9 protein-coding genes are annotated in these 11,761 nt (G+C 63.7%); 1 reads left to right on the top strand and 8 read right to left on the bottom strand.

Going from position 1 to position 11,761, the window contains the following annotated elements; translation table 11 throughout:
* Positions 1-54 precede the first annotated feature (54 nt).
* The 5 genes from AC07FD_RS03995 to AC07FD_RS03975 all read right to left on the bottom strand — a co-directional run bounded on the left by AC07FD_RS03995 (position 55) and on the right by AC07FD_RS03975 (position 5,876).
* Positions 55-1,719, bottom strand: coding sequence for an ABC transporter substrate-binding protein (locus AC07FD_RS03995; protein WP_478348739.1), 1,665 nt, complete (start codon positions 1,717-1,719; stop codon positions 55-57).
* A gap of 237 nt (positions 1,720-1,956) precedes the next feature.
* A complete protein-coding gene (locus AC07FD_RS03990; RefSeq protein ID WP_478348738.1) occupies positions 1,957-3,141 on the bottom strand; it encodes a mandelate racemase/muconate lactonizing enzyme family protein in 1,185 nt (394 codons plus the stop codon).
* A gap of 1 nt (position 3,142) precedes the next feature.
* The gene (locus tag AC07FD_RS03985; RefSeq protein ID WP_478348737.1) at positions 3,143-4,249 is read right to left on the bottom strand and encodes a mandelate racemase/muconate lactonizing enzyme family protein; all 1,107 of its coding nucleotides are present in this window, start codon (positions 4,247-4,249) and stop codon (positions 3,143-3,145) included.
* A gap of 35 nt (positions 4,250-4,284) precedes the next feature.
* Positions 4,285-4,977, bottom strand: coding sequence for a GntR family transcriptional regulator (locus AC07FD_RS03980; RefSeq protein WP_478348736.1), 693 nt, complete (start codon positions 4,975-4,977; stop codon positions 4,285-4,287).
* Between the two features lie 98 nt (positions 4,978-5,075).
* Positions 5,076-5,876 carry a HalD/BesD family halogenase gene (locus AC07FD_RS03975; protein ID WP_478348735.1) on the bottom strand — a complete coding sequence of 267 codons (801 nt, stop codon included), beginning with the start codon at positions 5,874-5,876 and terminating at the stop codon, positions 5,076-5,078.
* 106 nt (positions 5,877-5,982) lie between these two features.
* Between AC07FD_RS03975 and AC07FD_RS03970 the strand changes: the two genes are divergently transcribed.
* A complete protein-coding gene (locus AC07FD_RS03970) occupies positions 5,983-6,915 on the top strand; it encodes a LysR substrate-binding domain-containing protein (protein ID WP_478348734.1) in 933 nt (310 codons plus the stop codon).
* A gap of 21 nt (positions 6,916-6,936) precedes the next feature.
* Here the strand turns inward: AC07FD_RS03970 and AC07FD_RS03965 are convergent, their stop codons facing one another.
* From AC07FD_RS03965 to AC07FD_RS03955, 3 genes are read right to left on the bottom strand one after another with little or no spacing between them, the layout of a single operon-like run.
* The gene (locus AC07FD_RS03965) at positions 6,937-8,088 is read right to left on the bottom strand and encodes an efflux RND transporter periplasmic adaptor subunit (protein WP_478348733.1); all 1,152 of its coding nucleotides are present in this window, start codon (positions 8,086-8,088) and stop codon (positions 6,937-6,939) included.
* 15 nt (positions 8,089-8,103) lie between these two features.
* Complete coding sequence (locus AC07FD_RS03960) at positions 8,104-11,283, bottom strand: efflux RND transporter permease subunit (RefSeq protein ID WP_478348732.1); 3,180 nt, start codon at positions 11,281-11,283, stop codon at positions 8,104-8,106.
* Positions 11,277-11,531, bottom strand: coding sequence for a hypothetical protein (locus AC07FD_RS03955; RefSeq protein WP_478348731.1), 255 nt, complete (start codon positions 11,529-11,531; stop codon positions 11,277-11,279). The genes AC07FD_RS03960 and AC07FD_RS03955 overlap by 7 nt, the downstream gene beginning before the upstream one ends.
* Between the last annotated feature and the right edge of the window lie 230 nt (positions 11,532-11,761).

Raw genomic sequence — 11,761 nt, 5'->3', positions numbered from 1 at the left:
AGCGCCAGCCCCCGCAGGGGCTGGCAGTTGCGGGATGGCCTTGTCTGCCTCCGTTCAGGCCTTCGATGCCTTGTCTAGGAACAGCTGCGACATCGCGGTCGGCTGCACGCCGGCCACGCCTTTCGCCGTGGCTGTCAGATAGTCGTAGAAATAGCCGAAGATGACCGGCGTTTCTTCGAGCAGCAGGTTCTGGATCTTGCCTGCGGTCGCCTTCTGCGCCTCGAGGTCGAGTGCGGCGATATAGCTGGTCGCCAGCGTGTCGTAGTCCGTGTTCTTGAAATGCGCGGCGTTCCAGGTGCCGTCGCTCTTCAGCGGTGCTGCAAGATAGACATTCGGCACCCCGCGGTGGCCATAGTCGGTGATGCCCATCACCGAATCCAGCCAGTTCGACTTGCCGAACACCGCGTCTCCGTAGTAGCCGCCCTGGTCGAGGATATTGAGCTCCAGCTCGATGCCGATCTCCTTGACCCAGTTCTGGATCAGCTGGGCGTATTCGGGGATTTCCAGATAGCGCTCGGTGGTCAGCGTCACCTTGAAGCCCTTGCCGGCGCCCGCCGCTTCCATCAGCTGCTTGGCCTGCGCGATATCCTGCTTGCGCTGCGGCACGCTCGCATCGGTTGACGGATAGGCCGGGGCGAACGGGCTGTCATTGCCCGGCGATGCCCGGCCTTTCATCAGACCGGCAACCAGCTTGTCACGGTCGAGGCTGAGTGCGATGGCGCGGCGCACGCGCGGGTCCTTGAACGGGTCGGAATCGCAGCGCATATGCAGTTGCTGGTGAGCGACCGATTTCAGGCTGATGATGTCGACGTTCGGATCGTTGAGCAGCGCGACACCGGACAGCACCGGCAGCTGGTTGATGATGTCGACCTGCCCGCCCTGCAGTGCCAGGATTTGCGGCTGCGTGTCGGTAAAGAAGGTGAATTCGGTGCGCTCCGGCAACGCCTTCGTGCCCCAATAGTCTTCGTTGCGGACGAAGGAGGCGCCGACCTTTGCCGTGTATTTCTCGATCTTGAACGGCCCGGTGCCGTCGAAGCTCTTCTCGTACTGGCCCTTGTAGCTCGCCGGGATGATGACGGCGTTGTAATTGTCGGACGACAGCATGTAGGGGAAGTTGCCGTTCGGCGCGTCGAGGTGGAACTCCACGGTGTAGTCGTCGACCTTCTTGCTGGCGCCCTTCTGCAGGATGCCGTTGAACACCGACAGCGCGTTGGACGAGTTTGCCGGATCGGCAAGGCGGTCGATGCTGGCCACGACGTCGTCGGCCTTCATCTCGCCGCCGCTGTGGAATTTCACGCCCTTGCGCAGCTTGAACGTCCAAACCGTGCCGTTGTCGTTCGGCTTCCAGCTTTCGGCCAGCGCCGGCTGCAGCACGAGGTCGGGGCCGTCGACGCAGAGGAACTCGGCAACCTGCTGCATGACCAGGAGGCCGCCGGCGTCGGCAATGGTAACCGGGTCGATCGTTGCCGCCGGCACGCTGCTGGCGATGCGGATGGTGGCGCCGGGCGCGCCCTGGGCGCGCGCCAGCGACGGCATGCCGCCGAGGCCCGCTGCCGCGCCGATGCGGCCCAGCAGCGGCAGCGACAGGCCGAGCAGGCTGCCGTGACGGATGAAGTCGCGGCGGCTGACCCTGCCGTCGACGAGGCCATCGATCAGGTGATTTTCAAGCGGCGAGCGATTGCGCCGGATCAGGTCGAGAATGTGATAATTCTTGCTCATGGGTTTTTACCCTTTCCCCTATGTTTTTATGGCTGACGAATTTTGCTGATAGCCCCATTTTCCGGCCGCCAGAATAGCCCGTGACCGGGACTGTAGCATGCGATCTTGTCCGGTCCATCCAGTCCTTGGCGTGGATGCGCCGGATTCCTGGCTGCACTGCTTTCACCCGTCTTTGTCCAATCTTCCCGACCGAAGTCGCGGCGGTTGGCTTCTCGTTTCTTGGTCACCTGCCGTCATCTAGTTCAGCGGCAAACGGCGATAGGTTCCGGGCTTTGCCGGGTCATGATACTTGTTGCACGGTCCCCTCTCGGTAAAGTCTCTGTGACAGGCAGCGAGGTTTTCACGTGACAACGTGACGCCGAGACCGGGGCCTTCCGGAACGCGCACGACGTTGTTCTTCGGCGAAAACGGCCCTTCCTCAATGACGTCCATCGGCAGCATGCGAAACAGCGACTGGTTCGGCTCCCTGATCCAGCCGAGCGCCGCGCACAGATGCAGGTAGGCCGCGCTGCCGATGCCGCTGTCGCCACTGTAGCACCAGAAATCGATGCCTGCGTGCTCGCAGGCGCCGACGAAGCGCAGCAGGCGGCCGATGCCGCCATGCGTCGTCGGGTTGCCGACGAAAGCATCCGGCACCTTCATGTCCATGGCGCGCGCAATATCGATGTTGTGGGTCGAGAACGGGATCGAGCAGTGGCGCCGCAACTCGCGCATCTCCTCGATGGTTGCCACCGGATCCTCCCAGTTGCGGACGCCCAGTTCCTCCAGTGGCCGCGCAAGGCGACGCGCCGTCGCCAGCGAATAGGCCTGGTTGGAATCGATGCGGATCATCGCATCGTCGCCAAGTCTTTCGCGGATCAGGTCGACCATTTTCAGCGAGACTTTTGGATCCTGCGTCGAGAACTTGCCTTCGAAGAAGGTCGTCCCATGGGTCTCGTGCAGCTCGACGCAATAGTCGGCGACCTCTTCCGGCGTGGTCTCGCCCTTGACCTTTGGTCCGTCGCCGCGCAGCGAAAAATAGTCGGTGAATGGGATGTCCTTGCGCACGGCACCGCCGAGCAACTGGTAGAGCGGCTGGTTCCATGCCTTGCCGCGCAGGTCCCAGAGCGCCATCTCGATGGCGCCGAAGGCCATGATGCGGGTGCGGTCGTTGATCGACTGCACGCCGGTCCAGTAGGGCAGGCAGACATTCTCGGCGCCGGCAATGTCGAAGGCATCGCGGCCGACAAGACGCGGCACCAGGACATCATTGATGATGGTGGCCGCAGCCGGTGTCGGCGCCTCGCCGAGGCCTATCAGACCATCCTCTGTCTCGACCTCGACGATGGTCGGCGAGAACCCATCGAGTTCACCGAATACCCAGGCGTAGGGCGCTTCGAGGCGAAGGTTGATCGGCGTGGCCTTGATGCTGCGGATTTTCATCTCAGCGGCCGATTTCGAAGAACGGCGCGCCAAGCAGGTCGGGAACCACGTCGATGCCGAGGCCGGAGCCATCCGGAATGCCCATGCGGCTGCCGGTGACCGGCGGCTTGTTCGACGCCGTGCGCACCGTCACCCATTCGTGGAAGGCAATGGCGTGCAGGCGGCGTTCCTCCGGCGTCGACAGCGACAGATGCGCCATCGCCGCGGTGTCGATCTCGGCGCCGCCGGTGTCCTCGACGGTGATCATGAAGCCGAGGTCGACGGCGAGATCGCGGATCTGCCGCGTCTTCGTCACGCCGCCAAGCCGCGAGATCTTCAAAGTCAGCCCGTCGGCTGCACCCTTGCGATGGATATCGAGCATGTCGTCCAGCGAGGCGACGGATTCGTCCAGCACCATCGGCTTGTCGAGCGAGCGGCGCACCGACATGCATTCGTCGATTGTCGTGCAGGGCTGCTCGAACGTGTAGTCGATGGCCCGCGTCGCGTCAGCGAACTGGCGCGCCTGGTAGGGCGTCCAGCCGGCATTGGCATCGCAGAAGATCACCGTGCCTTTCGGCACCGAGGCGGCGACCGCCGTCACGCGCTCGATGTCGTCATGGACATTGCCGCCGACCTTGACCTGCAGCCGGTGGAAGCCATCCTTGACGATGCGCTTGGCCAGTGCCGCCATGGCCTCGACGCTGCCGTGGGTGACGACCTTGTAGAGCTCCGCCGTCTCGCTCTCCCGGCCGCCGAGCAGCGTCACCAGCGGCACATCGGCGGCGCGCGCCGCCAGATCCCAGCAGGCCATGTCGAGCGCCGACTTGATGTAGGGATGGCCCTTGAACACCGTATCCATCAGCCGGCCGATGCCGGCCAGCCCACGCGGATCGTGGCCGATCAGATGCGGCGCGATCTCGACCACGCCGGCACGAACGCCGGCCGCGAAGGCGGGCGAGTAGAAATTGCCGAGCGGCGCCATCTCGCCCCAGCCGGTCAAATCGCCATTAGCAGTGATGGACACGATCACCGCGTCGAAGGCATCGGCAGCGCGTCCCTTCGACATGCGGTAGGGCCCGTCCACGAAGGGCTGCACGACATGGTAGGCTTTGATGGTTTCGATCTGCACGTGTCTGTCCATTGTCTGCGGTGGTGAGGAACGGGTCAGGCGCCTTTCGACGGGCGCTGTTCGAGATCGCGCGCGTAGGAAAGAAGCTCCTCGAAATCGAGGTCGATATGCTCGCGGGCATGGCGCTGGGCAGCGCGCATGTCGGCGCCCTTGAGCAGCGACACATAGGTCTCGTGAACGTCTTCGGCCGGCACCGCTTCGTTGCGGGCCTGCTGGTGCAGGGCGAAATACATCTGCAACCGGCTGGTCAACCGCTGCCAGGTTTCCAGCAGCACAGAATTGTCGGCCCATTCGTAGATCAGGCCATGCAGTTGCAGCGCCGTTTCGATCTGGCGGGTGGTGTCGCGGTTGCGGGTCGCCTGTTTCACCGCCTCGTGGCGTTGGTCGAGCTCGTCGAAGAAGCGCTGGTCGCGCAGCGGCCAGGTGCGTTCGATGGCGAATTCGTCGAGCACCTTGTTGAGCGAATAGGCATCGTCGATGTCCTTGGCGGTGACATCGACGACGAAAGTGCCGGCATAGGGAATGCTGGTCAGGATGCCTTCCTGCACCAGCTCGCGCATCGCCTCGCGCAGCGGCGCGCGGCTGACCCGCATCTGTTCGGAGATCCGGAGCTCGTTGAGTTTCTGGCCCGGTTCCAGCTGGCCGGTCAGGATCGCGCGCCGCAGCAGCGCGACGATCTCGGCGCGGCGCGTGGTGTCCGCGATCGGACTGAAATCCGCTTTGCCCATTCGGCCACTCCAAAGGAAACCGAGAGCAAGACAAGCAGATTGTCGACAATCTAACAAGATACTATTTTCGTTTTCTTCGATTGCCTCACCGTCGGGCCTCAGGCCGCGCGGCCGTAGAAGCCGACCCGTTCCTCGGCGCTGAACATCACGCCTGGCTTCTCGTAGTAGGAGAACACTGCGATCATGCGCTCGCACTCGCCTTCGACGGTGGTGACGCGATGCGCGGTGTTCTTGCCGCGAAAGACGTTGAGTGTGCCCGGCTTCATGCGCAGGATCTTGGCTTCGGGGTCACGCCCTTCGAGCAGCCTGGCGACGCCGTCATAGTTCGGATTGTCGTCCGACCGCAGATCCGTGCGGTATTCGAGGTCGCCGCCTCGTTGCGCCTGCTGCAGCAGGAGGGTCGTGGTGAATTCCGAACGGTCGAAATGCCAGTTGAGCGCTTCGCCGGCGCGATAGGCCATCACATTGGTGCGCGCCAGCGGGTCCTGCATGACATGCAGTCTCGTCTTGCCCATCGCCGCCGCCAGGAAGCGCAGCAGCGGCTCGTATTCGTAGATCGCAAGCACCACGCTGCCCGGGATCTGGTCGGCGCAAACGGTGTGACTGATGGTCTCGACCTTGCGCAGCGCCGGATGGTCTGAAGCAAGCTCGGGTATGTCAGGCTTGAAGTAGATGTTGTGCATGCGCTTGTGCACATGCGACCGCGCGGCCATGACCGGCTGGATTTCCTGGACGGCCTTTTCAGCGATGCCGGGCCGCAGAAACCCCTCGAGGTTGAACATGCCGTCGGCTTCGAGCGCGGCGATGGATTGTTCTACGAGGCGCTTCCATTCGGCGCTGCCTTCGCGGTCGAGCGGATAGCGGTCGAGATCGAGAATGTCTTTTATTGTTATGGGCATCGTCATTGGGCTCCGAGGTTCTGAGCCTATGAGACGGCAAAAAAATCTTTCCCTCAACGCGGAAAATAATTAGGATTGGGCAAGAAAAACTTTTGGGAAGATCAATGTGGAACGGCTGCCTCCGCTGAATGCGATCAAGGCCTTCGAGGTCGCGGCGCGCGCCGGCAGTTTCACCCTGGCCGCGACCGAGCTTGGCGTGTCGTCGGCGGCGGTGAGCCAGCAGATACGCAATCTCGAAACATGGTTCGGCAAGCAGTTGTTCGTGCGTGCAGGCAACCGCATCGCGCTGACCGATGCCGGCCACGCCATCTATCCGCAGACCGCGCGGGCGCTGGGCGACATAGCGGCGATCGGCCGGCGCATGCTGGAAGGCGGTTTGCGAACCCGCCTTGTCGTCAGCGTGCCTTTTTCGCTGGCCGAACTGTGGCTGGCGCCGAAGCTGGCCGTACTTCTCGATGCCTTCCCGCAGATGGCGATCGATGTCCGGGTCGAGGACGATCCGGTCGACCTGATGCGCCAGAACATCGACCTGCGCATCAGCTATGGCGACTATCATTATCCCGGATTGAAGCTCGTCCGGCTTGTCCATGATGACGTCTTGCCGGTCTGCGCGCCCGAATTCTGGCACAGGCACGGCAATGGCGATCCGGGTCTGGCGGACCTGCATGAAAGCCTGTTCATCCACACCAATTGGGGGCCGAGTTATGCCTCGCACCCGACCTGGGCCGATTGGTTCGCGGCATCCGGCGGCGGTCGCTCGCCCGACCCGTCGCATGGGCGGCGCGTCGGCCTGTCCAGCCTGGCAATCACCTCGGCGAGGCTGGGTCTCGGCATTGCGCTTGGTCAGCAGGTCATGGCGCGCGCCGATCTGGAGGCAGGCCGCTTGATCGCGCTCTCATCCGTCTCGGTCCGCCTCGGGCATCCCTATTGCGCGTTCATGCCGCCGGCCAAGGCCGATCGTGCCGATGTCGCGGGCCTGGTGGAACTGCTCATGAAAGCGGCGCCCGCGACCTGTGGGCAGGTCGGGGCGCCGCGCTGAAGCCGGACCTGACGGGGGTGTTCAGGTTGCCGGCTTTTCCGGCAGCGGAGAAATCGGCATTCCGGGTCCGATCTTCTGCAGATTGCCTGTTATCACCTGATCGCCTTCGGCCACGCCGGTCAGGATCGCTACCTGGCCGCCGCTGGTCGGACCAAGCGAGACCAGTCGCTGGTCGACCGTGTTGCCCTTGCCGACGACGTAGAGATATTTGCCGAGCTGGCTCGAGCCCAGCGCCGTCTGCGGCACCATCAGCGCATCGGCCTGCTCCTTCACATGCAGCCGGACGCGGACATATTGGCCCGGCAGCAGCGTGAACTTGCCGTTGCCGATCGTCGCCCGCGCCGTGATGGTGCCGGTCGAACGGTCCACCGTATTGTCGATGAAGGTGAGTTCGCCCTTCTGGCTGGCCTCGGTCTCGCCGGGAAGCAGGACCTCGACCTCGATCGGACCGGCCGCGCGAGCCTGCTCGATCTCAGCCAGGTCCGTCTCGCTTGGATTGAAGGTGACGTAGATCGGATCGAGCTGCACCAACGTGTTGAGCACGGTGCCGGCAACGCTGACCAGCGTTCCGACCGAGGCCTGGTTGCGACCCAGGCGTCCGGCAAACGGCGCGCGGATTTCGGCATAGCTCAAATTGAGCTCGGCCGTGCGGACCGCCGCCTGGTTGAGCGCCAGCGACGCCTGTGCTTCGCGCAAGGTGCTGGTGCGCTGATCGAACCCGTCCTTGGCGAGATAGCCGCTCTTCGCAAGCTCGGTGCCGCGCCCGAGATTGGACTGGGCATAGTCGAGCGTTGCGGTATCGCGCTGCACCTGCGCCTTCGCCTGGTCGAGAGCCGCCTGGAAGTCATCAGGCGAGATCTTGTAGAGCAGATCGCCCTGGCGGACGTCGACACCGTCGGCAGCGGCCTGCTCCTGCAGATAGCCCGGAATCCTGGCCTGCAAGGTGATGCTGCGGATCGGCTCCGTCCGCGCGGCGTAGTCGAGGTAGATCGGGATCGTCTTCTTGACGACGCTGACCACCGGCACCGGCATGACGAACGCCGCCGGGGCGGGCGCCGCACCAGCGGTGCCGGCATTGAGGCTGACGTTGCCCATGTCGAGCAGATGGACGCTGGCCACCGAGATCGCTCCCAGCGCGACGGCCGTTCCCAACGCGATTTTCCATTTACGCATGATTAGTCTCCAATCTTATTCGGCCGCTTCCGCAAGGGGAGGGAAGGCGGTTTCGGCAGTTGGTTCAGTGTGTTCGTCAGCGGCCGCCTCGTCATTGCTGCCGCGTTCGCGCAGCTGTTCGATGACCGCGTAGAAGACCGGTACGAACACCAGCGACAGGATGGTTGCGGCGACCATGCCGCCAAAGACGGTGGTGCCGATCGACTGACGGCTTGCGGCACCGGCGCCGGTGGCGAACATCAGCGGCAGCACGCCGAGGATGAAGGCGAAAGCCGTCATCAGGATCGGCCGCAGCCGCAGCCGTGCCGCCTCCATCGCCGCGTCGACGATGCTGAGGCCCTCCTCGCGTCGTCGCCTGGCGAACTCGACGATCAGGATGGCGTTCTTGGCCGCCAGGCCGATTAGCATGACGAAGCCGATCTGCGAGTAGACGTCGATCTGCATGCCACGCGCCCACAGCACCGCGAACGCGCCGAACAGGGCGAGCGGCACCGCCAGCAGCACCATGAACGGCATCGCCCAGCTCTCATACTGCGCCGCCAGGATCAGGAAGACGAAGACGATGGCGAGGCCGAAGACGATGGACGCGATCGATCCTGCCTTGAGTTCCTGGAAGGTGATGCCGGTCCATTCGAAACCGAAATCCCTGGGCAGTGCCGTGGCGGCGGCCCGTTCCATCGCAGCAACCGCCTGGCCCGAGGAGAAGCCCGGTGCGGCACCGCCATTGATCGAGGCCGACGCGTTGTTGTTGTAGTGCGGCACGGTTTCGGGGCCGACGAACGGCACGAGCTTGCCCAGTGTGCTCAACGGCACCATGCCGCCGGAGGCATTGCGCACATAGAGCCGGGAAATGTCGGCAGCGCCCGCACGTGCATCCTTGTCGGCCTGGATGGTCACCCGGAAGGTGCGGCCGAACAGGTTGAAGTCATTCACGTAGAGCGAACCGAGATAGATCTGCAGCGTGTTGAACACATCCGGCAGGTTGAGGCCGAGCAGTTTCGCCTTGCTGCGGTCGAGGTCGTAGTTGAACTGCGGCGTCGAGGTCGAGAACGGCGAGAACAGCTGCTGCGGATTGATCTCGGGCTGCTTGCGCGCCTCGGCGATCACGGCTTGCGTCGCGTCGTTGAGGGCGGAACTGCCCCGACCAGTGAGATCCTCGACGACGAACTCGAAGCCGCCCGTGGTCCCGATACCGGGGATCGAGGGTGGATCGAAGCTCAACGCGAAGGCTTCCGGGATCTGCAGCAGCTTGCCGCGCACATCGGCGACGAGCTTCGACGCGCTCTGGTCGGGACTGCGTTCCTCCCAGGGCTTCAGGATGGCGAATTCGACCGCCGAGTTCGACTGCGCCGCACTGGTCAGGAAGTTCAGGCCGCTGATCGAGCCGACGATGTCGACGCCGGGTGTCGCCTGGAGGATGTCGCGCGCCTTTTGCGCCACCGCGTCGGTGCGCTCCAGCGAAGCGCCGTCGGGCAGCTGGATGACGACGAAGAAGTAGCCCTGGTCCTCGACCGGAAGAAACGTCGAGGGCAGGCGCTGCCAGACGAAGTAGGTGGCGACAAGTCCGGCTGCAAACAGGCCAAGCATGATCCAGCGCAAGCGGATGAGGATGCGCACGCCGTGCGCATAGGCATGCGACAGCCGGTCGAAGCCTGTGTTGAACCAGCGGAACAGCACGAACTGCGTTGGCTCGCGATGCCGCAGGAAGGCGGCACTGAGCGCGGGGCTCAGCGTCAGCGAATTGAAGGCGGAGATGCCGACCGAGATCGCCACCGTCAGCGCAAACTGGTTGTAGAGCTTGCCGGAGACACCGGGAATGAAGGCGACCGGCACGAACACCGCCATCAGCACGGCGGTGGTGGCGATGATCGGACCGGTGACCTCGGCCATCGCGGCCTTGGTCGCCGCCAGTGGCTTGAGCCCGGCCTCCAGTTGTCGTTCGACGTTCTCGACCACCACGATGGCATCGTCGACGACCAGGCCGATCGCCAGCACCATGCCGAGCAGGCTCAGCATGTTGAGCGAGAAGCCAAGCATCTCCATGACGACGAGCGTCGCCACCAGCGACACCGGAATGGCGATGGTCGGGATGATCGTCGTGCGCCAGCTCTGCAGGAAGATGAACACCACGGCGACGACAAGGACCAGCGCTTCACCGAGCGTGATCAGCACGTCATGCATCGACGCCGAGACGAAGCGGGTCGTGTCGTAGTGCATCGCATAGGAGACGCCCTTCGGGAAACGGGCCGACAGCTCCTGCATCTTGTCCTTGACGCGCTGCTGCAGATCGAGCGCGTTGGAGCCGGGCATCTGGTAGACGGCGAGCACCACGGTCGGGTCCTTGCCGAAGAAGGCCGACGATGAATATTGCAGCGCGCCGAGCTCGATGCGTGCGACGTCGCGCAGCCGCACCAGCGAGCCGGTGTCCGTGTTGGCGCGCACGACGATGTCGCCGAACTCCTTGGGATCGCTCAAGCGGCCGACGGCGTTGACCTGCATCTCGAAGGCGGTGCCGGCCGGGGCCGGCGACTGGCCGATCTTGCCGGCCGCCACCTGGACGTTTTGCTCGGCAATCGCGTTCTGGACGTCGACGGCGGTGATGCCGAGATTGGCGAGCTTGTCCGGATCGAGCCAGACGCGCATCGAATAGCGCCGCTCGCCGAAGATCTGCACGTCGCCCACACCGGGCAGCCGCTTCAGCGGATCGACCACCTGCAGATAGGCAAGGTTGCTCAGCGCCACCGGATCGACCGAACTGTCGGGCGAGGTCAGGTTGACGATGAGCACGAAGTTCGGATTCTGTTTCTTGATCGTCACGCCGCCCTGATTGACGATCGCCGGCAGCGACGAGGCCGCTTGCGAGACGCGGTTCTGGACGTCGACGGCGGCGGTGCTGAGCGAATAGCCGACATCGAAGGTGATGGTGATGGTCGAGGAGCCGTCATTGGAGCTCGTCGACGACATGTAGGTCATGCCTTGCACGCCGTTGATCTGCTGCTCCAGCGGCGTCGTCACGGTGTCGGCCACCACCTGCGCGCTGGCGCCCGGATAATGGGCGCTGACCACGACCTGCGGCGGTGTGATGTCGGGAAACTGCGAGACGGGCAGCAGGAAATAACAAATCGTCCCGGCGAGCACCATGATGATGGCGATCGCCGAGGCGAAGATCGGACGATGGATGAAAAAGTTTACCACGAAACACACGCCTCCCCGACTGCTCTTGCCTTGCCGAAGGCGCTGGCAACGCTGGACAGCCTTTTGCCGCGCCCGTCACCGGGCTCTTCCAGCGAACGCAGCAACGGCATCTCGCTGTGCTGCGCATCGGCGAGCGAGCGCAGCATCCTTTCGAATGCGCGCGGGTCGACGCCATCTGCTTTCATGACCAGCCGGATCATCGGATCCCGGACGGCTTCATCTATGGTAAGATCGCGGCGCTGTGGCATTGGCCGGCTCCTTGTCTGTCGGTTCGCAGCCCATGCTCACGAACCGTTTTCATCTCTTCACCGGCCGAGGCCGCATGAACTGCAATTGTTCGCCCATCTCGCTCTGGCCCCTCTCGATCTGGCAGGACCAGTTCACTGTCTTGTGATTGACGGAGGGCGACATAGGTGTTACCAGTAAGTAACATTCGTGACGTTACAGACCGGTAACACCCTAGTCAAGAGGCGTACCG

This window comes from Mesorhizobium waitakense, from assembly GCF_056431085.1.
The sequence above is the reverse complement of the archived record's forward strand: the minus strand, read 5'-3'. Positions and strand labels throughout refer to the sequence as shown.

Excerpts from the sequence above, each read along its gene's own strand:
- AC07FD_RS03955 (WP_478348731.1), bottom strand. The coding sequence starts at position 11,531 with ATGCCACAGCGCCGCGATCTTACCATAGATGAAGCCGTCCGGGATCCG.
- AC07FD_RS03965 (WP_478348733.1), bottom strand. The coding sequence starts at position 8,088 with ATGCGTAAATGGAAAATCGCGTTGGGAACGGCCGTCGCGCTGGGAGCG.
- AC07FD_RS03975 (WP_478348735.1), bottom strand. The coding sequence starts at position 5,876 with ATGCCCATAACAATAAAAGACATTCTCGATCTCGACCGCTATCCGCTC.
- AC07FD_RS03990 (WP_478348738.1), bottom strand. The coding sequence starts at position 3,141 with ATGAAAATCCGCAGCATCAAGGCCACGCCGATCAACCTTCGCCTCGAA.
- AC07FD_RS03995 (WP_478348739.1), bottom strand. The coding sequence starts at position 1,719 with ATGAGCAAGAATTATCACATTCTCGACCTGATCCGGCGCAATCGCTCG.
- AC07FD_RS03980 (WP_478348736.1), bottom strand. The coding sequence starts at position 4,977 with ATGGGCAAAGCGGATTTCAGTCCGATCGCGGACACCACGCGCCGCGCC.